26 protein-coding genes and 1 pseudogene are annotated in these 23386 nt (G+C 31.8%); 5 read left to right on the top strand and 22 right to left on the bottom strand.

Going from position 1 to position 23386, the window contains the following annotated elements:
- The 6 genes from ACJDUH_RS08065 to ACJDUH_RS08040 form a co-directional block, all read right to left on the bottom strand.
- Nucleotides 1–522 (bottom strand): sigma-70 family RNA polymerase sigma factor, encoded by a 522-nt coding sequence (locus tag ACJDUH_RS08065; protein WP_406764637.1) that lies wholly within the window; start codon nucleotides 520–522, stop codon nucleotides 1–3.
- Between the two features lie 484 nt (nucleotides 523–1006).
- Entirely contained in the window at nucleotides 1007–1705 is a 699-nt protein-coding gene (locus ACJDUH_RS08060; protein ID WP_406764636.1) for a CPBP family intramembrane glutamic endopeptidase, read from the bottom strand.
- A gap of 720 nt (nucleotides 1706–2425) precedes the next feature.
- Nucleotides 2426–2794: a hypothetical protein gene (locus tag ACJDUH_RS08055; RefSeq protein WP_406764635.1), complete on the bottom strand. Its 369-nt coding sequence runs from the start codon at nucleotides 2792–2794 to the stop codon at nucleotides 2426–2428.
- Between the two features lie 390 nt (nucleotides 2795–3184).
- Nucleotides 3185–3955 carry a hypothetical protein gene (locus ACJDUH_RS08050; RefSeq protein WP_406764634.1) on the bottom strand — a complete coding sequence of 257 codons (771 nt, stop codon included), beginning with the start codon at nucleotides 3953–3955 and terminating at the stop codon, nucleotides 3185–3187.
- A gap of 234 nt (nucleotides 3956–4189) precedes the next feature.
- Complete coding sequence (locus ACJDUH_RS08045; RefSeq protein ID WP_406764633.1) at nucleotides 4190–4471, bottom strand: hypothetical protein; 282 nt, start codon at nucleotides 4469–4471, stop codon at nucleotides 4190–4192.
- Nucleotides 4472–4672: 201 nt separating this feature from the next.
- The gene (locus ACJDUH_RS08040; protein ID WP_406764632.1) at nucleotides 4673–5137 is read right to left on the bottom strand and encodes a hypothetical protein; all 465 of its coding nucleotides are present in this window, start codon (nucleotides 5135–5137) and stop codon (nucleotides 4673–4675) included.
- A 231-nt stretch (nucleotides 5138–5368) separates the two neighbouring features.
- Between ACJDUH_RS08040 and ACJDUH_RS08035 the strand changes: the two genes are divergently transcribed.
- Nucleotides 5369–5494 (top strand): hypothetical protein, encoded by a 126-nt coding sequence (locus tag ACJDUH_RS08035; RefSeq protein ID WP_406764631.1) that lies wholly within the window; start codon nucleotides 5369–5371, stop codon nucleotides 5492–5494.
- A gap of 120 nt (nucleotides 5495–5614) precedes the next feature.
- On the opposite strand, the gene ACJDUH_RS08030 is transcribed toward ACJDUH_RS08035, so the two are convergent.
- The 3 genes from ACJDUH_RS08030 to ACJDUH_RS08020 form a co-directional block, all read right to left on the bottom strand.
- Nucleotides 5615–5806 carry a DUF4177 domain-containing protein gene (locus ACJDUH_RS08030; protein WP_406764630.1) on the bottom strand — a complete coding sequence of 64 codons (192 nt, stop codon included), beginning with the start codon at nucleotides 5804–5806 and terminating at the stop codon, nucleotides 5615–5617.
- A 75-nt stretch (nucleotides 5807–5881) separates the two neighbouring features.
- Nucleotides 5882–6310 (bottom strand): hypothetical protein, encoded by a 429-nt coding sequence (locus ACJDUH_RS08025; RefSeq protein ID WP_406764629.1) that lies wholly within the window; start codon nucleotides 6308–6310, stop codon nucleotides 5882–5884.
- Nucleotides 6311–6529: 219 nt separating this feature from the next.
- Nucleotides 6530–7054: a DUF4829 domain-containing protein gene (locus ACJDUH_RS08020; protein WP_406764627.1), complete on the bottom strand. Its 525-nt coding sequence runs from the start codon at nucleotides 7052–7054 to the stop codon at nucleotides 6530–6532.
- A 332-nt stretch (nucleotides 7055–7386) separates the two neighbouring features.
- Between ACJDUH_RS08020 and ACJDUH_RS08015 the strand changes: the two genes are divergently transcribed.
- Nucleotides 7387–7518, top strand: a complete 132-nt coding sequence (locus ACJDUH_RS08015; RefSeq protein ID WP_406764626.1) for a hypothetical protein — start codon at nucleotides 7387–7389, stop codon at nucleotides 7516–7518.
- A 143-nt stretch (nucleotides 7519–7661) separates the two neighbouring features.
- Here the strand turns inward: ACJDUH_RS08015 and ACJDUH_RS08010 are convergent, their stop codons facing one another.
- The 6 genes from ACJDUH_RS08010 to ACJDUH_RS07985 form a co-directional block, all read right to left on the bottom strand.
- Nucleotides 7662–8465, bottom strand: coding sequence for a hypothetical protein (locus ACJDUH_RS08010; protein ID WP_406764625.1), 804 nt, complete (start codon nucleotides 8463–8465; stop codon nucleotides 7662–7664).
- Nucleotides 8466–8544: 79 nt separating this feature from the next.
- Entirely contained in the window at nucleotides 8545–10272 is a 1728-nt protein-coding gene (cydC, locus tag ACJDUH_RS08005; RefSeq protein ID WP_406764624.1) for a thiol reductant ABC exporter subunit CydC, read from the bottom strand.
- Nucleotides 10272–11987, bottom strand: a complete 1716-nt coding sequence (cydD, locus tag ACJDUH_RS08000) for a thiol reductant ABC exporter subunit CydD (protein WP_406764623.1) — start codon at nucleotides 11985–11987, stop codon at nucleotides 10272–10274. Before cydD ends, cydC begins: the two co-directional genes overlap by 1 nt.
- A 12-nt stretch (nucleotides 11988–11999) precedes the next feature.
- Entirely contained in the window at nucleotides 12000–13004 is a 1005-nt protein-coding gene (cydB, locus tag ACJDUH_RS07995; RefSeq protein WP_406764622.1) for a cytochrome d ubiquinol oxidase subunit II, read from the bottom strand.
- Nucleotides 12995–14386 (bottom strand): cytochrome ubiquinol oxidase subunit I, encoded by a 1392-nt coding sequence (locus ACJDUH_RS07990; RefSeq protein ID WP_406764621.1) that lies wholly within the window; start codon nucleotides 14384–14386, stop codon nucleotides 12995–12997. The genes cydB and ACJDUH_RS07990 overlap by 10 nt, the downstream gene beginning before the upstream one ends.
- A gap of 248 nt (nucleotides 14387–14634) precedes the next feature.
- Complete coding sequence (locus tag ACJDUH_RS07985; protein ID WP_406764620.1) at nucleotides 14635–15171, bottom strand: superoxide dismutase family protein; 537 nt, start codon at nucleotides 15169–15171, stop codon at nucleotides 14635–14637.
- Nucleotides 15172–15425: 254 nt separating this feature from the next.
- Between ACJDUH_RS07985 and ACJDUH_RS07980 the strand changes: the two genes are divergently transcribed.
- Nucleotides 15426–16076: a hypothetical protein gene (locus tag ACJDUH_RS07980; protein ID WP_406764619.1), complete on the top strand. Its 651-nt coding sequence runs from the start codon at nucleotides 15426–15428 to the stop codon at nucleotides 16074–16076.
- Nucleotides 16077–16284: 208 nt separating this feature from the next.
- Here ACJDUH_RS07980 and ACJDUH_RS07975 read toward each other — a convergent pair whose 3' ends face one another.
- The 7 genes and pseudogenes from ACJDUH_RS07975 to ACJDUH_RS07945 form a co-directional block, all read right to left on the bottom strand.
- Nucleotides 16285–17241: a 2-hydroxyacid dehydrogenase gene (locus tag ACJDUH_RS07975; RefSeq protein WP_406764618.1), complete on the bottom strand. Its 957-nt coding sequence runs from the start codon at nucleotides 17239–17241 to the stop codon at nucleotides 16285–16287.
- Between the two features lie 11 nt (nucleotides 17242–17252).
- On the bottom strand, nucleotides 17253–17927 hold the full coding sequence (locus ACJDUH_RS07970; protein ID WP_406764617.1) for a hypothetical protein: 675 nt from the start codon (nucleotides 17925–17927) through the stop codon (nucleotides 17253–17255).
- A 167-nt stretch (nucleotides 17928–18094) separates the two neighbouring features.
- The gene (locus ACJDUH_RS07965) at nucleotides 18095–19411 is read right to left on the bottom strand and encodes a pyridoxal phosphate-dependent aminotransferase (RefSeq protein ID WP_406764616.1); all 1317 of its coding nucleotides are present in this window, start codon (nucleotides 19409–19411) and stop codon (nucleotides 18095–18097) included.
- A 355-nt stretch (nucleotides 19412–19766) separates the two neighbouring features.
- Nucleotides 19767–20138 carry a PH domain-containing protein gene (locus ACJDUH_RS07960; protein WP_406764615.1) on the bottom strand — a complete coding sequence of 124 codons (372 nt, stop codon included), beginning with the start codon at nucleotides 20136–20138 and terminating at the stop codon, nucleotides 19767–19769.
- Nucleotides 20139–20307: 169 nt separating this feature from the next.
- Nucleotides 20308–20580, bottom strand: a complete 273-nt coding sequence (locus tag ACJDUH_RS07955) for a zinc-binding dehydrogenase (protein ID WP_406764614.1) — start codon at nucleotides 20578–20580, stop codon at nucleotides 20308–20310.
- A 40-nt stretch (nucleotides 20581–20620) separates the two neighbouring features.
- Complete coding sequence (locus ACJDUH_RS07950; RefSeq protein ID WP_406765032.1) at nucleotides 20621–21148, bottom strand: cell wall-binding repeat-containing protein; 528 nt, start codon at nucleotides 21146–21148, stop codon at nucleotides 20621–20623.
- Nucleotides 21143–21280, bottom strand: a pseudogene (locus ACJDUH_RS07945) (cell wall-binding repeat-containing protein); the annotation flags it as partial. The gene ACJDUH_RS07950 and the pseudogene ACJDUH_RS07945, both read right to left, overlap by 6 nt.
- A 236-nt stretch (nucleotides 21281–21516) precedes the next feature.
- Here ACJDUH_RS07945 and ACJDUH_RS07940 point away from each other — a divergent pair.
- Nucleotides 21517–22644 carry a DEAD/DEAH box helicase gene (locus tag ACJDUH_RS07940; RefSeq protein ID WP_406764613.1) on the top strand — a complete coding sequence of 376 codons (1128 nt, stop codon included), beginning with the start codon at nucleotides 21517–21519 and terminating at the stop codon, nucleotides 22642–22644.
- The gene (locus ACJDUH_RS07935) at nucleotides 22631–23269 is read left to right on the top strand and encodes a pentapeptide repeat-containing protein (RefSeq protein WP_406764612.1); all 639 of its coding nucleotides are present in this window, start codon (nucleotides 22631–22633) and stop codon (nucleotides 23267–23269) included. The genes ACJDUH_RS07940 and ACJDUH_RS07935 overlap by 14 nt, the downstream gene beginning before the upstream one ends.
- Nucleotides 23270–23386 lie beyond the last annotated feature (117 nt).

Here is a 23386-nt window from a genome sequence, read left to right as displayed (position 1 = left end):
TTAAAATATCTCCTCTCCCATAGATATTCTTAGTTTGCTTAATGCCTTGTTTAGATGAGTTTTCACAGTACCTGATGGACAATTTAGCACCTCAGAAATTTCAGTAATAGTAAGGTCCTGAAAATATTTTAGGACTATTACAGTCTGATATTTATCCTCAAGCTTTTTAATAGAACTAAGTATATCCATTCTTTCGTCTACTGTATTCCCTTCGTAGGACTTTGAGCCATTTGCTATATCATCAGTTAAGTGTACTATCTTTTTATTCTTTTTAATAAAGTTGAAAGCACTATTAATAAGTATTCTTGTTAACCATGTTTTAAAATACTTTGGCTCCTTTAACTTATCTATAGATATATAAGCCTTATATACTGTCTCCTGCAAAATGTCCAAAGCATCCTGTTCGTTCTTTACATAAGCAAAAGCTGCCCTGTAAAGTCCCTCTTTATTAATTTCCATAAGATATTCAAAGGCTTTTTCATCTCCACTAATTGCTAGTTTCGCTTTATCTTCTACATCCATAATTGCACTCCTTAAACTTTAAATTACATGTAATTTATATTTACACCCATTAGACAATCAAAATCGTCAAACGGTTTTACTAAATTTTTAATTAATAAAATATTACATTTTTGCTCTCAATTTAGTATATTGTCGTTTACTTAAAATATAGTAAACCACTATTTATCTATTGAATACTTATATATTACTAGGAAATTATTCCAAATGAAATGCTTATAAACAAAAAACAGCGATAATACCAATAAATATTATCGCTGACTTAGATTATTATTTACAAATCCATCCTACCACATAATTTTTCAGCCATTCTTTCCTCACTTTATAATCTTGTAGTACAGATATTATCCATTAATTTTAGATATAGATTTTCCCATTTGAACTTGTTTTCCAACGCTGTTTATTTTAATTTTTACCATATGCTTATTTGTTAATGTTCAAAGCAAAAATACAGGTTATATATGAAATAAATTGTAAAACGAAATAATCATTTAAAGAGCACGTTGCACCAATCCATAACAGCATGAAATACTGTAGGTGCGGCAATAGAGTTATATTTTGTATACAGAAAATTGAATACAATATGCCATAAAAATGTGAATAGGAGTGTTATATAATTGTTTGAAACATACGCCAAAAATTTCATATGTGATGCACCCATTTGAAAAGGAATATGAAAAGCCATAAACATAAATGCCGTTACTATTACTGCGATGAAGGGCTTCTCGATAATTCCATAAATTCTTGTCTGAATAAATCCTCTGAATATGATTTCTTCTACAAGTGCTATTACAAAAAAGTAATAGCCAAAGTTTAAAATTAGTTTTGAAGCAGTATTAAAACGATATCCACCTGAAATTCCTAAAATAAGATTTATAATTAGAAGGACTGCTGACAGTACCAGCCCTAAAATTAATGACTTTGATAGATTCTTTTTGCCAAACCCTATTGTTTTTATCGGCTGTTTATAAAACAACACAAATAAAATGCATAATATTGCCAGAAAAAGGTTAGCCTCATAACCTAAATATAAATTTTTTTTGCCATACAAAACCCCCATTACATAGTAAAGAACTATAACTAATAGGTAAAATGTAATTGCTGAAATGCCATCCTTGTAATTGTATTTTTCTACTGTATCTTTATACTCTTTATCTATTGTAAAAAAACCTTTGATAAAATTCATAATCAGTTTTCCCCCCATAAAAATGTGCTTGCCTTTACTTCTCAATTTTTTACGCTTAAGACGCTTTATTTTACCCTTGCGACATAAGAAAAGAAAGTTTCGTACTATAAATTATGAACATTTAGTGATTTTTAGACTTTCTCCAAAAGATATAAGAAAGGATGGTACAATTTAAAATTCCTATAATATATGGAATAGCTAGTAAAAAGGCTACATTTGCTGGAGCACTGTAACCCGCATACTTTATGCCCCATATCATGTTGGAATATTCAAAAGCAACGCTAGCACACATTATATTGGAGAGTATAATAGCAATTGCTATAAAAGTTACTGCTATAATTCGAAACCTATTTATAATACCCCACCCCCCAAAATATAAATAAGCTTTAGTACACAATTATTTACTATTCTATCTCAATCACTTTCTAATTATATCATTTAATAGTAATTAATTCCATGAGCCTTATAGATTACAGAGGATTTTCGTACTAATTTTTCAACACATTATTCAATTACCAAAGGTCATTATTCGTATTATCAATTTCTATAGTTATATCGCATTTTTCACATAGGATGTCTTATTCTTGTATTGCGAACTAAAAATACCGCATATTCATTTTGAATAATACGGTATTTTAACAATAATCTTAATTTTGTTCTCCTTATATCTTCAAGGATCTAATCAAAAAACTGGAATTTTTCAGCTCTATTAATTGGTAGCTACTGATTTCTTAGTGCAATTTCTTTTTCTATTAATGCCTTAGAAATATACATTGCTTCTATTATCGGTGTAACTCTCTTAAACTGAGCACTGCCTTCTTCATACTTACTTCTAGCTTTTTCAGTTTTATTTATAATTGAAATCACAGGTGGCAATGCTTTTTCCAAATCAATCTTGCTATATATCTCTATGTCTGCATCTCTTTCCAGCAAACATTTAGAAATTTTTAATGCACTAATTCTGTTCCTTAAAAGAGAATGTTGTGATGTGCCCTCTGCAAATTTAGGTTGAATTTTTTCACAGTTATTGATAGTTGAAGATATAATTTTTATTGCACTTTGTAATTTTTCTTGTGAATAACTTTCCATAAAAACTCCTTGCAAATTCAAATTTATTAAGTAGTTTAATAAAAAACTAACTCACATAATACTATAATTATACAACAGTTATTCCTTAATATATATCATTAATACCGTATTATTCAATTTTCAAAGAACATTATTCGTATTATTGAATTTTACAGATATGTCGTCTTTTACTCATAGGTTGTCTTAGTATTGAATTGCGACTTAAAAACACCGCAATATTCAATTCTGAATAATGCGGTGTTTTAAATAATTATTCGGCTCTTTATTTTTGAGACGTTAAATAAGAGAAATGTGTATTAAATATATCCAACTTAAATAAGTAAAGGTCGATATCTAAATATGCCAATTCAAAAAACCACTTTTAATTATAGTACTTACTCAAGTTAAATTTTAATTAGATATGGTTTTTAACGGTTTAAAGACATTGTCACAAAGGTTAATATTTACTTTGTTATTATTAAACACGTTTTTTGACAATTCCGTACTCATGTCCTTAGCAGACTGTTCTAAATTTTTGTCCTCTAGACTACTTTTGTCTATAATTAAAGAGAACTCATATGTTGTAGATTTTTTATCGATCTTGACAGAAACTTTTCTGTTTTCGTTAAAAAAGCCTTGTTCACTTAGATAAGTCCCCAATTTCTCTGCATCACTTTTTTGTACATTCTCTGTAAAGTAAAGCTCGCTGCCATTAAACATTAATTTCTGATCTGGGATATTAATTGAATAGAACATCAATACCAGAAATATTGCTGTAATAACTGTACTTACTAGGACTGGAACTAAGTAAGATGCTTTTCGTCCACCGTTTAATACATGGTTTTCAAATAACTTGGACTGATCTTGTCTCATATATACAGCTGCTCCTATATTTAGGCCATAGAAAATACCCTTTAATATGCTTAGATTAATTAAAAGTGCCATTGATATCATAATTGCAAAAGCAATAATTGAAATTAGCAATGAAATATTTTTCTTTTTAGAAAACCCTAATCTACCATAATTTAAAGAATACAAAATTGCAGCTGGTAGAAAAGAGAACAGAATACTAAGAATTAAAAAGCCCTTAGGATTCCATAACTTCTTGCCAGTAGTTTGGATAACCTCTTGATTTATTTCCACTACATTATTTAATGACACACTCTCATCCATACTTCCCACAAAACCTCCCCCTGACTCTTATTTCAATTTCACTCTAGTTGTGACGCTTCATTGGCTCGCTTCGTTTTATCATTGTAGTTTTATAAATATATTCTATAAAGCAGTTCAAAATCCTTCTAAATATAATTTTAAAAACAAAAATACCCTATTACTCATTTTTTCTGAATAATACGGTATTTAAAGAAAATATTCATTTTTTAGTTGAGTCATTAAAAAAATTATGAAAGTTGAAGTTTATTTCTGTCTCTTTATTCTTATACCATCAGTATCTTCAAGTGTCTCATCTGCTTCCTTTGCCCAATAAAATAAAAATATTATGAAAGCAAGGTCTACAAATCCACTTGATAAAGATTTTATTATAGTTGGTATATAAATAAAAAGGCTTGACAATCTAACAACCAAATCAATTAATATAAATACTGCTAAAACATATGCGTATAAAGGTTTGTTCTTCCTATAGTGAAGAAATAGTACTACTGAAATTATACCTTCTATAACCACATAAGTTATACTCACACTAATCGCTCCTCACTGCTTCACATTATTTGCGATTCCACCATCTCAAGGATAATTATATCATATTTTACATATAATCACACTAGATACAAGAGTAAATTATAATTTGTAAGAACATATAAATACCGTATTATTCAGTTTTCAAAGAACAAATAAAAACACCGTAGTACTCATTTCTGAATAATACGGCATTAAGAATAATTATTCGATTTTCATAATCTTTTCAAGTGTTGTAATAAGCTTCTCTTTATTATAAATTATGTCCGATAATATTTTATAAGTTTTGGTATTTATATCACTTTTATTTTTCACAAATCTACCTTGAACATCAATAAGTACAGATTTTCCGCCTTTCTCTACATCAAGTGAAAACTTTAAATAATCCTTTATATTGTTTATTTCTGTCACATTTATTTTTTTATTAAATTCATCTATTAAAAAAGATATTTTATCATAAATATAGAAATCAATTTCTTCAGGCTCTACTTCATTTTTTAATTTCTCATAATACTGAATTGTTCTATCCATTTCTTTTACTAAGGCCTTTGACATTATTTTTACTGCTAGAATATCACACTTTCTTTGTCCTAAACTTTCATATATAGACCTTTTGCGAATTGTAATATTTATAGCTTTATTAAGCACATCTACAACGTTATATCCCATTACAACTCTCCCAACATTACAAATTCCACTTTACTACACTAAAATCATAACATCTTTATTATATTGTTACAATAAAATTTTTGTAGCTATGTAGCATTTTCTTATTTTCATGCTGTCCCTACTGTATTATGTGAAACATTGTATAACTATATTTCAAAATGCTTATATACATACAAAATATATCTTTTGTAATAATAAACATAAGCAACCTTTAAATGAAAGGATGTAATTATGGATAATATAGTTGATTTCTTAAGTAATTATAACGAACTGGTTGTTAGCATATTTACATTTATAGGTCTAATAATTATTGCTGTTGGTGTCTACATTCTAGTTACGGCAGATAAAGATAAATAATATTCTTTCGTCGTATAGGTATTGAATTGCGACGTAAAAACACCGCAAAATTCAATCATGAATAATGCGGTGTTCAAAATAATTATTCTTTTTTTATTGTTATAACGTTAAATTAGAAAATTATTCATCATCACTCTTTTCAAATATTAAGTCAAAAGTTTTTGGTTGACCATTATTTGCGTAGAACGAAGAAGGAATTGCATTTACATATCTCCAACCTTCTGAGGCATACTTATCAATCAATTCTCTATGATTTGCGTCAGAGAACAATCCTTTTGATTTGGACTCAACATATAAATATTTAAAACTCATAGTTACCTCCCAATTAATTATTTTAAAGAATAATATTTTACGATTGAGACGTAATTTATTACGAACTAATAGTAGCTATTTTACTTGTTCAGGTGAAAAGTCTCCACCATCCTTAATTCCTTTCACGTTATTGCCCTTAACCTCAAATATTATAAAATGACTTTGTGTTCCATCTTTTGAACCTTCATATTTAAAATCTTTGCTATTCCAATATTCAGTAAAAGTAACCTGGTAGGTACTATCAATTTTTAACTTTACCTTTGTCTCAAATTCACCAGGTATTTTGATGCCTGGATATGGACCTCCCCCATTTATAATTCCCTTAACTTTATCTGGTTTATCAGGAAAATTACTATACCCCATAACTGCTTTAGCTTTTGAAACAGCTTTGATTTCCCCTTCATTTGGTTCTCTACTGATAAGTAAATATGACACTAATACTCCCAATAATACGGCTATTATTACTATAGACATAATTAAAGCCTTTTTATAGTTTTTAAACACTTCATTCCTTTCCCCCTTACTTGAAAGTTTTAATAAGTTTTATTTTACTGTTGTTCAACAATATAAGAAGATTGCGTATTAGTGCTGTTATTTTTTTTATCTGGAGAGACTTTGTGAAAACTTCCGTCACCTTCAAATAATTTAAGAATATATAAGTGTAGTGTTCATAAGCATTCATTATAAGTTTCTTAATAAGAACATTACCATTCAACAATTAAATTACGGACCTGTAGCAAGACCATCTATTTTCCACTTTCCATTACTATTTTTTACTACATTTACAAAAGGGACATTTACACCTTTATTCCATGAACTATTGGGAGTTGGCTGTATATCAAGTGTGACAGTAAACCATATAGTAGGTGTATTAGGTGGGACAGAATCAACTGCGTATTTTTCTGATGGCATATATCCTTTCATAGATATAAGTTTTATAGACTCTAATCCCCAATGATTTTTTAATGCTTCTTCTTTTGAGTATACTTTCTTCTGTTCTGAAGAAGTCAGTTCCCATGCTGTAGAATAATCCTTTTTCTCTAAGGCAGAAAAATACTCTCTAATTATTTCTTCTACTTGAATTTGGTCGTTAAAGGTTAAAGTTTTTAACTGGTCTGATATTTGCTTTGCTGGTTGTACACTTTCGTTAGGCTTGGTGTTATTTTCAACCTTATTATAGACTTTATTTGCACTACAACCACAAATTAATAATGTTATTAAGCATATGATTCCTAATAGTTTATTCACTTTATCATCTCCTAAATTAATAAACTTATCATTGTATTCTATGCTTGTTTATTTACAAAATTGCTTCGTCTTAATTTACTATTCTCTCTTAACTACTTCTAATTATATCTTTCTGTGGTAATTTATACCATGAATCTTATAAATAAAAGCGGATTTTCATATTTTTTTTTCACCGCATTATTCAATTTTCAAAGATCATTATTCGAATTTTAATTTCTATGTTATGTCGCATTTTTCTCATATTTCGACTTAACTTTTTTTAGAATTATTTATTGCTTCTTATTCAAATTTTAGCAATTTGATTAATCTTTATTTCAAAGGATGGAAAGTGTGTGCTTAATGAAAATCTTTCAAGAGTGGATGTTAATGGAGCTACCGTTGATATATACGAATATAAAAGCAGCCGAGAAATGGAACAGGACGCTAAATCAATAAGAGGCGATGGGCTCTATGATAGAAAATAAAAAAGCAACCTAACAAGGTTGCCTTTTTATATCATTTAAATCCTCAGTCATGCATATTAAATTCCCCTTTGTTTTTTCTTTAAAATTTACTTTAGTACATAATATAGTATTACCAAATTACTTGTTACTTTATAACAACATTATTAATTATTTTGTTTTGGCGGGTTCCAGGTTAATGAATATCGCGTCAGCATTTCTGGGTCTTTAGTTTCCCATTCTATTACCCCGTCATTATCAAAGTATTTTTTTTCATAATAGATCGAATGACGACCATCTATCACAGGGTATATAGATGCATTAGCAGGGCCTTCTCTATAATCTTCACATACTTTAATTTTTATTTTAAGATTCCTTATGGGTTCATCAATAGTTGTTGAAATTGCAGTATCTGCCTTACACCCTTTATCCTCCATTATAAATGATAGTTTTAAGTCTAGAACATCGCCTTTTTTATAAGTTCTGCCAAAATAAACCTCAAATGTATTATATGAGTCTCTTTTGGGTGTTGGAACTATCTCATGCATTTGATTGGAGCTGGTAATTATAGGGTTAGAGTCACCAGTCCAATTATACTTATCATAAAATCTGTCAACATTATCACATAACATTTTAAGTTTTACCTTTTTCTCATACTTTATGCAATCCAAATTTGTATAATCATAAAATAAATCCTTTTCAAGGAGTATATATTGAAAATCAGTTTTTTTGTATATATTAAATATAGGGTTATTTTCTTTATAAATAAGTAAAATTAATAAACATATAGTAACTGCAGCTATAAAGGTTATTACAATAGCATAAGGTAATAAATATTTTCCATGTAAAGCGAAGAAATTATAAAACAATCCTGCAATACCGACAACTAAAGTAAGCAGTAAATACTTTAAAAGGTCGTAGATTCCCTTGCTAACAACACTTTCCAGTATCTTCTTTATGCTGCTTAGCATTCTATACCTCCGATATTATATGGCTAACTCTATATTATATTATCTATAATTCAAATATATACCATAAACTTAATCTATTTTAATTTGTTTTTAGCTGCTGCTGAATACTCCAAAGCTTATAATATATGCCATTTCTATCTACCAGCTCCTTATGAGTACCTCTTTCCACAATTGCCCCTCTATCCATTACTAATATTTCATCCATTTTATCCATACCTACTAATCTATGTGTTACCCATATACAGCTTTTATCCGCTATTTCACTTTGTATTGCAGCAATAACCATTCTTTCAAGGTTTACATCTAGACTTGCTGTTGGCTCATCTAGCAGCACTATTTTACTATCCTTCAGCATAGCTCTTGCTAGGACCAATCTCTGCTTTTCTCCACCGGAAAAGTTTAAGCCAAATTGGCCTACCATAGTATTAATTCCATCAGGAAGCTCATCTGTTAATTCTTTTACATTAAACTCACTTAGCTTATTATATATATTCTCCTCATCTGAAGCAGGATTTGCTATTAAAAGGTTCTCCCTGATTGTTGTATTAAATAAATATGGATTTTGATCCACATAGGTGAAGTATTTTCTAATCTCCTCCTTATCCATTTCTCTGTAGGATACCTCACCTAAATTAATTTCTCCGCTGCAATATTTCATAAATCCAAGCAGTGTTCTTAAAAGAGTGCTCTTGCCTGAGCCACTAGCACCCACAATGGCAAGCTTCTTTCCATAGGGAAGGTTAAAGCTTATATCCTTAATAATTTCACTGCTTTCCCCATCTTCCCTAACACTTAAATTATTTACAAATAAATTATAATTACTTATTTCTTTATTGGATTTGATTTCTTTTGGTTCTCCATTATCTATAATAGAGAAAATATTGGTACCTGCATTACCAGACTCTCTAAATTTATAAAGTATATTTGGCATTGGAATTAGAGCTTCAAAGGAGGCCATTATGGCAAGGGGAAGCATAGCATAATAAATCCCCTCTAGTACTCCTGATTCAATAAGTGGTGCAGTAATAAGAAGAGTTAAAGCCATGATAATGCTAGCTGAAAGAGAATAAATATTGTCCCCTATTGCAGTTAAAACATTCTTTTTCTTCTGCAGCTTTAAATATTCTCTGCTAAGTGCAGCAAAGTCCTTTGAAAATTTATCTCTCATTGAAAACAGTGCTGCCTCTAATACTCCTTTAACTGAATCAATTATGGCTATATTCAGCTCCTTTTTGATGTAAGCCTCCCTTTCAATATAGCCTTTACTAAAGCTAAAAAGTACTGCAGGCAGTACAAAGCCTGATATAGTGTAAATTATTAGATATATTATTGCAGCGGCTTTACTAAAGTAGGAAATAAATATACTAGTTAAAATTCCAGTGAGCACTGCTGTTATTAGCGGATATATTCCTCTTAGGAATAACTCCTTTAGAGTATCAACATCGTTTACTACCTTAGTGTAAATATCACCTGTTTTAAAATTTTTATTGTTTTCAGAGTAGTTATCATTAAAATTTTTATAAAACCAGCCCCTGATTCCGCTGAGAATTCTAAAGGTGGTATCATGGGAAAATATTCTTTCTAAGTATCTGAAAATCCCTCTGGATATTCCAAAAAATCTTACAGCTACAATAAGTACCATAAGATCAAGCACATCTGGATGCAGTGCAGCTCTTGATATAAGCACAGAGGAGGTGGAAAGCATTCCTACATTGCTCATTATTGTAAGTAGTCCCATTAAGAGAGATAATATAACGAAAAAAAAGTGCTTTTTCATAAGACTATTCATTACCTTAAGTATCCTCATTACTGCACCTCCTTAGCTGTTATCATTTCATAGTATAAGCCCTTTTTATCTATAAGCTCCTTGTGACTGCCCATTTCTGCAATACTTCCATGGCTAAGCACTACAATTTTATCTGCCTTCTTTATGGTGTTTAGCCTGTGTGCTGCTATTAAAACGGTTCTATAATTTAAATCTTTACTAAATATACTGGTAAGCATTTCTTCTGTTTCAGGGTCTAGGGCTGAAGTTGGCTCATCTAAGATAAGAAGACCTGAAGTTTTAAACAGTGCCCTAGCTATTGCAATTCTCTGCTTTTCTCCTCCGCTTAATTCTACCTTCTCTCCCTCACCAATCTGGGTTTTATACTTAGCCTCATAGCCCTCTGCAAAATCACTTACCTTAGTACTCTCATATATACTTAAAAGCTTATCTAAATCAGCAACGCTGCCTAAAGAAACATTATTTTCAATACTCATATTAAATATATGGGGAAATTGAGGCACTATGGAAATGCTTTTAAAATATTCTTGCTTATCTATTTTATTAATATCTGTGCCGTTAATTAAGACCTTTCCATACTCCGGCTTTAAAAAGCCGCTGATAATATTTATTAAGGTAGTCTTTCCGCTTCCGCTTTCACCAACCAAGGCAACCTTTTCACCCTTATTAATATTAAAGGTTATATCATTTAATGTTTCCTTTTCTTCATGTGCAAAGCTAAGATTTTTAATCTCTACAGCTATTTGCTCACTATTAATTAAGGCTTCCTTTTCGCTTTCAATTTCTTTAAAAGCTTCTTCAGCTGCTTGTACTTTTTCAATGGCTACCTGACCATTTAAAGAAGCATGAAACTTCATCCCAAGCTGCCTCATAGGCAGATAAAATTCAGGTGCCAATACTAATACGAAAAATGCATTAAAAAAATCTATTTTACTATACACAAGTCTAAGTCCTAAATTAACTGCCAGTACTGCTGTACTTATTGTAGCTGAAAGCTCTAATACCAAGGCTGACAGGAAGGAAATCCTTAAAACCTCCATGGTAGACTTTCTATAAGCTTCACTGATTTCAAAAACTTTTTTCTCCTGCAGCTTACTTCTTCCGAAAAGCTTTAGTGTACTAAGTCCTTGCAGCACCTCCATAAAGTGTGAGCTTAAAACATTAAGCTTTTTCCACTGCCTTTCATTAACTTCTTTAGCTTTATAGCCTATAAGTCTCATAAAGAATGGTATTATAGGATAGGTTATAAGCATTATTAGTGCGGAAAGTCTATCAGTAAAAGCAACTGCAATACATATAGTAATTGGTATTAAAAAGGCTGCAAAGGCCTGAGGAATGTACTGTGAGTAGTAAGGTGTTATATTCTCTATACCATCAGTTAAGATATTTATAACCTCACCTAATTTTTGATTTTTAACTTTAAATGGATTTGAGGAGAGTATAAGGTTAAATGTATTTACCCTTATACCCTCCTTAATATCTTCAGAGCAATTTTTAATATAAACATCAATTATAAAGTTAACAAGGGATTTTAAAACAGCATTTGCTGCGAACATTATAATATAGTTCTTAATACCTATAACCCCAAGCTTTTTTATAAATACTCCATTTACTATTAGCGCAAGGAAATAAGCATTCAAAATTGTAAATGCAGAATTAAGTACAGCTGAAAGGGTGGCTGCTGGAATATATAGTTTTTTTGCAGTGCTTTCTTTTAACAATCTCTTATTAAACATCTTAATACCGCCTTAATATTCTAAGTCTTTAACACTTACTCTCTTTCTAAATACCCAATAGGTCCAGGCTTGATAGGCTAAAACAATTGGTACGAATACTAGTGCAACCTTTGTCATTAAGGACAGTGTCTTAGCACTGGATACAGCCTTTTGAATTGTAAGGCTGAACTCTGGGCTTAGGCTGGATACCATTACCCTTGGGAACAAGCCTAGGAATAAGGCTCCTACTCCTAGAGCTATGGATAGACCATTAGTAAACATTGCTAGCTTAACTTTATTCTTCTTTACCAAATACAAGCTTACTGCTAATAATACTAATGCTAGTATAGAAGCAGCTAAAGCAAGCTTACTATTATAAAGATCTGTTTGTACAAAGCTAAGTACTCCTAATATTAAAGCTGCAGCTATAGCATAAATTCCAAATGTACCAGCAGTCTTAACAGCTTTCTTTTGCATCTCCCCAGTTGTCTTTAGTGAAAGGAATACAGCTCCGTGGAATATGAATACAAAAAGAGTAGTTATTCCAGCTATTAAGGTATATATGGAGATTAAATCAAAGAAACCACCTACATAGTTCATTGTTTTATCAATTGGCACTCCTTTTATTAGGTTTGCCATAGCCACTCCCCATAGAAGAGCTAGTAGTGTACTGCTTACAAAAAGCACAGTATCCCAGTTTTTTCTCCAAGCCTTGCTTTCCTTCTTGCTTCTAAATTCAAAGGCAACTCCTCTTAGAATAAGTGCAACCAAAATTAAAAGCAGTGCTAAATAAAAGCCGCTAAACATAGTAGCATACCAGTTAGGAAAGGCTGCAAAAATTGCACCCCCTGCTGTTATGAGCCAAACCTCATTTCCATCCCAGAAGGGTCCAATGGTATTTATAATAATTCTTCTTTCCTCATCCTTTTTACCTAAGAAAGGAAGTAATATGCCTACTCCAAAGTCAAAGCCTTCTAAAAAGAAGAAGCCAGCAAACAATACTCCAATTAATGCAAACCATAAATTTCCTAAATCCATAATGACCCCTCCTTATCTTCCTTAACATCTACTTTTCCAGCATTTTTACCTAAAGGAGACTGCTTAGCAAATTTAAACATTAATGCAACATCTATAACTATTAGTACAGAATAAACTAAGGTAAATATTATTAGTGAAGTTAGCACATAGCCTGCAGAAACTGTAGGTGAAATTCCCTGATCAATCTTTAAAAGTCCATAAACAATCCAAGGTGAACGACTCATTTCTGTTAAAATCCAGCCTGTAGAATTTGCTATATATGGCAGTGCTATTGATAATACCAATATCTTTAAAATCCATTGTTTTTCTGTAAGCTTACCTCTTATATAGAGATATAGCGCTAGCAGTGCTAATAAAATCATCAGCATACCTGAACCCACCATAGCTCTGAAGGTATAGAAAGATATAGTAACTGGCGGAATATAATTACCAGGTCCATATTGCTTTACGTATTGCGCCTGAAGATCATTTATACCTTGAACTTTTCCTGTAAAGCTATTAAAGCTCATAAAGCTTAGTAGTTTAGGTATTGCAATTTCAATGGTATTTTTCTTATTTTTCTCATCAATAATAGATACAATACTAAGAGGTGCTGGGTCTTTACTTTCCCATAGAGCTTCTGAAGCAGCTGTTTTCATAGGAAGGTTCTTAGCAAGGTATTTTCCCTGTGCATCTCCTGCACCAGCAACTAAAATAGTCGAAATAAGAGCAGTAACAGCTCCTATCTTAAGAGAAGTTTTAACCCACTGTTCATTATTCTTTTTAATCAAGTGATATGCACTTATTCCTAAAACAAAGAAACCTCCAGTAGCTAGAGCAGCAAAGATTGTATGAGGAAATTGAACCCATAAGTGAGGATTTTCTATAACCTTTGAGAAACTATCCATTTCAGCTCTTCCATTGTTAATAACATAACCAGTTGGGTTTTGCATAAAGGAATTTGCAGCTAAAATCCAAAATGCAGAAAGCATTGTTGATATAGACACTATCCAAATAGCTGCTAGATGAATTTTTTTCGAAACCTTATCCCATCCAAAAATCCAAATTCCAAGAAAGGTCGATTCTAAGAAGAATGCCAGCAGTGCTTCAATTGCCAGGGGAACGCCAAAAATATCCCCTACATATCTAGAATAATCAGACCAATTCATTCCAAATTGAAACTCTTGCACTAAACCTGTAACTACTCCCATTGCAAAATTTATCAGGAACAGCTTTCCCCAGAATTTAGCCATAGCTTTATACTTTTCATCATTGGTTTTAACATAAAATGATTCCATAATGGCTAAAAGAAAAGCTAATCCAATGGTTAATGGTACAAAGAAAAAATGATAAACTGTGGTTATGGCAAATTGAAGTCTTGCCAAGGTGATTACATTACCCATTAATTTTTTACCCCCTATTATAATAATTATTATTTTGTAATTCCTTTTATTGATTAATTATATGTCTTTTTGGTAAATTTTAAAAGTGTTTATTTAAAAAAATTTTATATTTTATACTTAAATCAAGAAATATTATCTTTTTGCCTTGAATAATAATACATAAAAAATTAGCACTAAAATTTAGAATAACTAGTGCTAATGGAGAAGCTGCTTATTATATCTACAGCAGCTTTCAATTTATTTCTTTTTTACATCATTCCTTGAATAACACCGCAAGCCAGTTTCTTACCTGAGTTTCCTGCAGGCTGAGTTCTATAATCATCTGGACTTTCATGGATGATTACAGATTTACCTATAATATCAGCTACAGTAAACTTAGTAGTGTAGAAAATCATTCTTGAAAAGCCGTTATTAGAGAAAAGAACAGGAAAATCCCCTGCATGATTACCATGGGGCTGATTTGTTGGATTCCAGTGTGAGCCTGCAGCAGCAAAGGGATCTGAAGGATTACCTACGCTGCAGTTGCCATTCTCATGAATGTGAAAACCATGAGGTCCAATTTGTGGATTACCATCTGAAGCAGGCCTAAATTGCGGGAGACCAAATACTTCTACTGCAACCTGAGTACCTCCTTGTTCATCAGTAAATATAACCGTGCCACGAATAGATGGTGCCAATGGCCCGCCTGTTATTCTAGCAATAGCTCTACTATTAGGATTTTGTGGTGGTTGGACTTTTCTATAGTCATAGTAATAGTCATTAAAATATGGACATTGATATTGCATAACATCCTCCAAATAGAAATAGTACAGTTTATGATATGCTGGAATTGGGTAAAGTGTTACAGTAAAAAGCTTGATTTATTTACTTAGTTTTGAACTTTTAAGTACTGTTTATCAACTTCATTTATTTGCTAAATGTCCCTTATTTTACATCTGTAACTTTTGTTACAGTATAAATAAATAATTGATGGTATATTAATTAAAGACATAAAGAAAATTAGTATTATATCTAACCATAAAAAGAGAGGATAATTTATATGAGTAAATTTTTAGCACCAATTCATACATGTATATTTAATAAAATAAAACTCTATGAAAATTTGGAAGCAAATTTAGTGAAGGCTTATACTAAGCAATATGGCCAGGAAGCATGTTCATTATATAATGAAATAAAAGAAAAATACGGCACTCCTCTAGAAGATAGACCAATTGAAGAATTGATTGATGTTTCTAATATCCACGGGTGGCTTCAAAACAAAATATCTATTACTGAAAGTAGGCAAGCAGAACTACTTACTAAATTAATCAATAAATATTGCGAGGAAGTTAAAAATATTGCTTTAAAACTATATGCTCAGCAAGGTAGCAAATGTGGAAAAGAAGCAAAAGAAAAATATGATGCTACTAATGCCTCTACAATTTATAAGGCGCTAAATGATTATATACTAGAAGGAATGCCTTGTGATAGAGTAAATAGTATTACTGAAAATACTGAAGATAAACTAGAATGGGAAAATGAAATGTGTTTGCACAAAGGCTATTGGGATGCTGTATCTGGGGATGTAAAACTATTTTATGAATTAAGAGATGCTTGGATTAAATCCTTTGTTGAGAATATAAATGATAATTTTTCTTATATCCCATATCGTGACATGGCAACTTTTGAAATTATAAAAAATCAACTTTAGTAGTAATAACTGCTGACCTTTCCCTTCATACATTCAATAAATTATCTATTATATATTTAATTTTATGATATACAAATTTTTATGATTTATATTTAAAAAAGCTGTAAAATAAAATGTTTTACAGCTTTCTTATCTAATAATTTAAATATAGATATTAATCTACATAATCAAAAGATCCACTCTCTATATAAGTTCTTCATGATTAATCCTAAACTATAACATTAACAGCCCTTCCCGAAATAGATGCCTCAATATTCTCTGCTAATAAATTAATAAGCCTCTGTCTTGTTTCATACCCCTTCCAGCCAATATGAGGAGTAAGTATTACATTCTCCATGCTGTATAAGGGATTTGTGGGTTCTGGTGGTTCTATTTCCTGAACATCCAGTGCTGCACCTGCAATAACTTTATCTTTTAGCGCTTCTATTAAATCCTGCTCTTTTATTATGGCTCCTCTTGAAGTGTTAATAATAAAAGCATTAGACCTCATTTGCTGAAGCTTTGACTTATCTATAAGATATTTCGTCTTTTCGGTTAGAGGACAGTGTATAGTGACAAAGTCGCTTACCTTTAAAAGCTCCTCAAGGCTTGTAAACTTAATAGCAGCGCTACCTAAATCTTTGGGTGTTCTGCTGTAAACTAATATTTTCATTCCAAGAGCGACCGCAATTTTCATTACCTGCTGACCTATAGCGCCGGCTCCAATAACTCCAAGGGTTTTATTTTGCACTTCAAAGTGAGGTACCTGAAGATTTTTTGTAAAGTTATCATAATTTTTATTTGTAAGAATCCTCTGCTGCTTATGCAGAGAAGAGCTTAAACTAAGCATAAAGGTAATAACCAGCTGAGCAACCGCTTCGCTACTGTAGCCCGGCACATTACATACCCTAATATTTCTTTCTCTGCAGGCATCAATATCTATATTGTTGTAGCCAGTTCCAGCTTCACAAATGAGTTTAACACTGGAAGGAAACTTCTTTATTAATTCTCTACCAATAGGTAGTTCCTTTGTAATTACTATATTCTGATCCTTGACCCTATCTAGAATCTGATCATCGCTGCTGTCTTCGTATAATGTAACTTTGCCTTGTTCTTTTAGCTTTGAAAAATCAAGCTTATTATCAAAGTCCACTCTGCTTGAATTAAGAAATACAATGCTGTTCATAATGCTCTCCTTTAATTTTCAACTAAAACTTCAGTTGGGGCTTGTTTACCCTTTTTAGCAATTGCAAGCAAAAGGCCTAATGCAATGGATAAGAATGCTGAAGCCAATACTCTATAGTTTCCTGGTATTAAAAAGACTATTGTATGAGCAGGTATCCAAAAGAAGGGACAAGTCTTAAGCCAACTAAACTCAACTAAGGAGTTCCAGTCATTTTTCTCAATTAATTCCTTTAAGGTTACTTTTCCATCTTTTTTCTCATACTTTGCATCTATAAACATGTCAGTAAACCTGTGGAAAGCCATCATCATTGGTCCAAAGGTAACATTCATAATGGCACTGCCGAAAAAGGCTTGAGCTAAATTTGAGCCTTTAAAAGGCAGTCTTCCTGCAACCATGGCAGCTGCTGCGCCACCCATAAAAACTGTAAATACAAGTGTAACCATTAGTCCGATGATGCCCCATACTATTCCCCTATATAATAACCCTTTAGGTATGAGCCAATTACCTTTTAAAACCCTTATACCTAATAGATCTCCCATGCTGGCTAAAATGGCAAATTTAAAAAATCCACCAGCATAAGGATGTGCATCAGTAACTGCTATAAAGGCTGTTCGCGTAGATGGAACAACAAGAATCAATATCCATATAAGTAAAGCAGCCCCCCATAGAAAATCTCCCCTTTTCATCCTAATACTCCCCTTTAAAATTCTTATAATATATTTACCCATATTTTTAAAATATAAAAACCGCAAAGCTATTGAAATATTAATTATTTTAATAGCTTGGCGGTTACATCCTCACTTAAAACTTCTAATTAATACTAAAAGTCATAATTGAAACTTAAGTTTAATTCCTATCTTTGCGCTTCATACTGTCTTAGAAGCTTAACAAATAATTCTGGAACCTTAGCCATATTTTTAGGTGATTCAACAAAGGAAATTCTAAACTGTGTATTTCCTGGGTTGTTCTCAGCCTTGTCAATATTGTAGAAGCCCTTCATAGGTGCTACTAGAAGAGTAGTTTCAACACCATTTAGGTTAACAGCTCCTTCTCCAGCGCAGTATAGAACGAAATCAATTGAGTCAAAGCCAGGCTTAACTACATTTCTAACATCAATTACTGAGTATATGGATGCATCTGGACTGGAAACAATTAATTTAGGCTCTTGGCTTTTAAGTCCATTGTATACCATTAATATTTGCTCTTTGTAGTATTCTCTGATATTCTTGCACCAGTCAGCAATTTGCTCCTTTGTTTCATGAGCTAATCCGCCAAATATATATTGACCAATTGCATTAGCACAAAGGTTTGCAGTATATTCAGCTACAGAACGATTGTTGAATTCAGCACTATCTGTAATTAGTGCACCGATTCTTAATCCGCAGGCATTCCATACCTTTGAAGCTGTTTCAATACTGATTCTTCTTCCTTCGATACCAGGAACCTCTGCATCAGTTACTCCCCAAATACTTACGAGCTTGCTGCCTTCTTCATAGACAAGCTCACGATAGGCTTCATCACTTATCATCCACATGTTGTATTTTACACATAATTTAGCAAGTTCCTTAAGGGTTTCATGGTTATAGAACTGTCCTGTAGGATTGTCATAAGGTATAACAAGAAGCGCTCCAGGATTATGCTCTTTAATGCGTTCTTCAATTTTATCTATTTCTGGAAGACTGAATTTACCGTTATCGTCTAAAGTACGTGTTACAGTAACTATTTTACGTCCGATTCTTTCAGCGAAAGAGATATAATTAGTATATGCAGGATCAATTACCATTAGAGGCTTGTCACCTGTGCCTGCAGCACCACAAACACCTAATAATAGTAATTCCATAGCTGCAGATCCTCCGTCAGTTACCTGAACAAATAAATTGCTTGTATCAAAACCTTCGCATTTAAGGATATTTTTAAATGCATTCTGACATTCATCAGTACCAGCAGTAGTTGTATATCTTACAACACCTTTTGCAAATGGACTTTCAGGTGCACCAAGAGCAAACATTCTTTTCTGCATAGCAGGATTTGTAGGAAGTGAAACGTTTCCAATACCTACATTAATAACAGCCTCAGGCTTTAATTTACGCTCCTCATATTTCATTTGTGCTAGTCTAACGTCTGATGGTGTTCTAGATTCAAAATGAGCTGATAAAATTGGTTTACTCATCATTAAAACTCCTTTTCTAAATGTATTATTCCCCTGTGCTACTTTAATTAAATTTGCACAAAATAATTTTTAATTTTCTATCCTATAATATTTTAACATCATTTTAAATTTATTTCACTTTTTTTCTGTCATTTTATCGAAAATTTTATATTCAGAAAATTCAATAAAATAAGCTAAAATGAAGCTTATTCATTTTTTCGCAGTATTTTATGACATCTTAACTATTTTATTAATAGAATATCTCTTTTAAAAATAAATATACCCTGTAGATTTGAACTAAAAAGCTCTCTCAGCAGAGTATATTTTTAAATGTTCTCTACATAAGTCATAAGTAAAACAACATATAGTAAGCAAATTATTTAAGTAGCGCATTAGCTATCAGTTTATCAAATTTGCGTATATCTACTCCCTTTTGTAGATTGACTTTAATATGTCCTGCTCTGGTCCATAATTCAACTTCAGCATTAAAATCAAAAAGCTTTCCTGCATTTTCAGTAGACCACATGTTGATAGAAGAGTAAGGCAAAGAATAAATCTCTACTTTTTTACCAGTCAGACCTTGAGCGTCTCTAACAATCAACCTTTTGTTAGTAAAAATAGCGCTATCACGGAAAGTTTTGTAAGCAGCAACTGGTACTTCTCCCTCTACCAACAAATCGCTTACATCGTTTGGAATTGGACATTCAGAAATTAATGTCCATTCTAATATTTTTTGTGTTTCTGCCATTTTCTTATCCCCCTTTAAGGAAATTATTACCTTTATTATAGTTATTCTACAGAATCTAATGAAATCCTTCTTTAATATAAAGGCCACCAAGACTATATAATAACCCTAATTTTTATTACTCTCCGAAATGGGAGGTTGACTATTTGCTGATATATTTTACAAAATTATATTAAAAAGTTATGATAACATTCCCTATTTTTTGACCAGTTGCAACATAATTATATGCCTCATGGATTTTATCCAATGGATATCTTCTATCTATCACTGGCTTGAATCTTTCTTTTTCAATTAAGTCTTTGATAAAAAGTATAGTCCTCTTTATATCTGTTGGAACTGGAAATATGACTTTTTTACTACAAATTTTAGACGTAATGAATGCTAAGTAAAGATTCTGTGCCATATAACCTAATTCTGATGATATATAAACGCCATCTGGCTGCAACAATGGTTTGCATTTAGCAAATGAGCTTTTTCCGACTGCATCAAAAATGAGATGTAATTGAATTTTTATCTGATAATATAATTGGAGCATTATTTTTAGCTGATAAAGCTGATCCACTCAGTGCATCTGGAAAATCGTTTCCTGTTGCTAAAAAAACTGTACCTGTACTTAAATTTCCTACAAATTGATTATTAATAATTTGATTAGTTTCATATCTATTTTTTTCACCAAGTCTCTTACTATTTGGTACACTTGTAGATACTGTATCTCCTAATACTCCTGTGCCTCCAACAATATATGAAACTGGTATACTTTTACCTTTAATAAAGGATGCAACACTTGGATCTAATCCATCCTTTGGTGATAATAAAATAGGCATAGGCTTAATTCCTGCAATTGGAGCTATTGATAGTGCATCCGGAAAATCCAAACCAGTTGCTGCTATAATTCCATTGCTTGTACCCAATTTTTCCGCTACTAATTTTGATGTTTCATATCTATTAATTCCACCAATCCTGGTAAAACTAACTCCTATATTTTTTAGCTGATTTTCTACATTTGTACTTATACCACCTGTTCCTCCAACTAAAATAGCATTTGTAGCTTTTAATCTTTGTATTTCAAATATAGTATCTGAACTTAGTGCACCTTTTTCTGTCAATAGTATAGGAGCATCATTTACCTTTGCTAATGGTGCTGCTGATAATGCATCTAATTTTCAAAAAACCTCCAAGAAGAATTAAGCTTGCAAAATTATATATAGTGAATTTAAGCATATACTTTTTTTCCATAATACTATTTATTAGCAATAATCAATACAGTATGGTATTATTAACTAGCCAAAACATTAGGTTCACCTGCTGAAAACAGAATGCATTAAGTAGGTATTAATTTAAATTTAGAAATGGAACCCTATAATTAGGGAGGTATACGATAATGAATTTTAATCAATTAGGAATTAATGAAGCTATAGTAAAGCTTTTGAAAAATAACGGAATCACTGGGCCCACACCGGTTCAAGAGAAAAGCATCAGTCTTATAAAGTCTGGAAAAGATGTTATAGTTGAATCTCAAACCGGCACAGGCAAAACCCTGGCGTTTTTGCTTCCAATCTTTGAAAATATTTCACCTGAAGTGGAGGCAGTTCAAGCCTTGATTTTAACTCCTACCCGAGAACTTGCCCTTCAGATAACTGAAGAAGCTCTAAAGCTTAAGAAGGCTAAGGATATTAATATATTGGCAGCCTATGGTGGAAAAGATATTGGCTCTCAGCTTAAAAAGCTGCAAAAGGGCATCCATCTTATTATTGCCACACCGGGAAGAATTCTGGACCATCTTGAGAGAAAGACCATAGATTTAAGCAAATTAAAGACCTTCGTACTTGATGAAGCAGATCAAATGCTTTTAATGGGCTTTAAAAATGAGGTAGAATCAATAATTAAAGAAACCTCTAAAAAACGCCAAACCCTTTGTTTCTCTGCAACCTTAAATTCAGATGTTAAAAGATTAGCCTATAGATATATGAAAGATCCTGAAACCGTGGCTATTCGTAAAGAGGAAGTAACACTTGATGCAATTAAGCAGCAGGTGGTAGAAACCACAGACAGAAAAAAACTGGATGCACTATGCACTGTACTAGATCAAGACAATCCCTATATGGCTATAATATTTTGCAGAACCAAAAGAAGAGCAGACGAACTGGAGGCAGCACTATACAAGCGTGAATACAACTGCGAAAAACTGCATAGTGATATACTTCAGTCAAAGCGTGAAAGAATAATGAAGACCTTTAGAAATGGAGATTTTCAATATTTAATAGCAACGGACGTGGCCTCAAGAGGACTTGATATAAGCGGAGTCAGCCATATTTACAACTATGACATACCTGAAAGCGTAGAAAGCTATATACATCGTATAGGTAGAACCGGAAGAGCTGGAGAAGAAGGTTATACCTGTCTCTTTATTGATCCAAAAGATCGCTTACGACTTAATGAAATAGAAAAAACTATTAAATTTAAAATACCAAGAAGGGATTTAGGTGAGGAAAACCATGGCTACAAATAGAAGTGTTCAGGGAAATTTCAACTATAATAATATAGAGAAAAAAGATAAGAACTTTATGTACAAAAACTTAGAGAGGAGTAATTGCTATAACTGCGATTTTTCAGGCTCAGTTTTTGATTATGTAAGCTTTAGAGGAGCGCATTTTAAATCTACCAACTTCTTTAAATGCAGCTTTAAATATGCGGAATTTATTGGAACAAACATAAAGGACAGCGACTTTAGAAGTGCTGTGTTTGAAAATGCTGTTTTTGACTCAGTTAAGCTGGAAGGCGCTAATTTCAAAGATGCAAAGTTTATAAATACTGTATTTTTATCTACTGATATAAGTAAAGCTAAAAATCTAACTTTAAATACTCCCGGCATCAGAATTTTTGAGGAAATGCCAAAATTAGAAATAAGTGAAGAGTTAAGAGGCGCTGTTTTGGGTGCTATGGAAAACCAGTACATAAAAAAAGCACGAGTTCTTGATACAAAAGATGGTGGACTCAATATGTTAAATATTATGCTTCTTTTAGAGAATTTTGAAGAGCAAACAATAATAACGGGACTAAAGTCAATTGTTACAAAGCTGGATAGAGAGTTTTATACCTTAAGCTATATAATAAAATTTTTGAAAAACATGTAATATTCCATTTTTTAATCTATTATAAAATGAAAGGCTCCCTACAGGAAGCCTTTCATTTCTCTGAATACTGGTCGGTATTAACTAAACTTTTCTACGGTAAAAATACATAATATTTAA

Source organism: Candidatus Clostridium radicumherbarum (genome assembly GCF_045310525.1).
Classification (GTDB): Bacteria; Bacillota; Clostridia; order Clostridiales; family Clostridiaceae; genus Clostridium_AT; species Clostridium_AT radicumherbarum.
Note: the sequence above shows the minus strand (reverse complement) of the source record. Positions and strands in the feature narration are given on the sequence as shown.

What these genes read in the sequence shown, in the direction of transcription:
- ACJDUH_RS08065 (WP_406764637.1), bottom strand. Translation starts at nt 522, where the DNA reads ATGGATGTAGAAGATAAAGCGAAACTAGCAATTAGTGGAGATGAAAAA.
- ACJDUH_RS08060 (WP_406764636.1), bottom strand. Translation starts at nt 1,705, where the DNA reads ATGAATTTTATCAAAGGTTTTTTTACAATAGATAAAGAGTATAAAGAT.
- ACJDUH_RS08055 (WP_406764635.1), bottom strand. Translation starts at nt 2,794, where the DNA reads ATGGAAAGTTATTCACAAGAAAAATTACAAAGTGCAATAAAAATTATA.
- ACJDUH_RS08040 (WP_406764632.1), bottom strand. Translation starts at nt 5,137, where the DNA reads ATGGGATATAACGTTGTAGATGTGCTTAATAAAGCTATAAATATTACA.
- ACJDUH_RS08035 (WP_406764631.1), top strand. Translation starts at nt 5,369, where the DNA reads ATGGATAATATAGTTGATTTCTTAAGTAATTATAACGAACTGGTTGTT.
- ACJDUH_RS08030 (WP_406764630.1), bottom strand. Translation starts at nt 5,806, where the DNA reads ATGAGTTTTAAATATTTATATGTTGAGTCCAAATCAAAAGGATTGTTC.
- ACJDUH_RS08010 (WP_406764625.1), bottom strand. Translation starts at nt 8,465, where the DNA reads ATGCTAAGCAGCATAAAGAAGATACTGGAAAGTGTTGTTAGCAAGGGA.
- cydC (WP_406764624.1), bottom strand. Translation starts at nt 10,272, where the DNA reads ATGAGGATACTTAAGGTAATGAATAGTCTTATGAAAAAGCACTTTTTT.
- cydD (WP_406764623.1), bottom strand. Translation starts at nt 11,987, where the DNA reads ATGTTTAATAAGAGATTGTTAAAAGAAAGCACTGCAAAAAAACTATAT.
- cydB (WP_406764622.1), bottom strand. Translation starts at nt 13,004, where the DNA reads ATGGATTTAGGAAATTTATGGTTTGCATTAATTGGAGTATTGTTTGCT.
- ACJDUH_RS07990 (WP_406764621.1), bottom strand. Translation starts at nt 14,386, where the DNA reads ATGGGTAATGTAATCACCTTGGCAAGACTTCAATTTGCCATAACCACA.
- ACJDUH_RS07985 (WP_406764620.1), bottom strand. Translation starts at nt 15,171, where the DNA reads ATGCAATATCAATGTCCATATTTTAATGACTATTACTATGACTATAGA.
- ACJDUH_RS07980 (WP_406764619.1), top strand. Translation starts at nt 15,426, where the DNA reads ATGAGTAAATTTTTAGCACCAATTCATACATGTATATTTAATAAAATA.
- ACJDUH_RS07975 (WP_406764618.1), bottom strand. Translation starts at nt 17,241, where the DNA reads ATGAACAGCATTGTATTTCTTAATTCAAGCAGAGTGGACTTTGATAAT.
- ACJDUH_RS07970 (WP_406764617.1), bottom strand. Translation starts at nt 17,927, where the DNA reads ATGAAAAGGGGAGATTTTCTATGGGGGGCTGCTTTACTTATATGGATA.
- ACJDUH_RS07965 (WP_406764616.1), bottom strand. Translation starts at nt 19,411, where the DNA reads ATGAGTAAACCAATTTTATCAGCTCATTTTGAATCTAGAACACCATCA.
- ACJDUH_RS07960 (WP_406764615.1), bottom strand. Translation starts at nt 20,138, where the DNA reads ATGGCAGAAACACAAAAAATATTAGAATGGACATTAATTTCTGAATGT.
- ACJDUH_RS07940 (WP_406764613.1), top strand. Translation starts at nt 21,517, where the DNA reads ATGAATTTTAATCAATTAGGAATTAATGAAGCTATAGTAAAGCTTTTG.
- ACJDUH_RS07935 (WP_406764612.1), top strand. Translation starts at nt 22,631, where the DNA reads ATGGCTACAAATAGAAGTGTTCAGGGAAATTTCAACTATAATAATATA.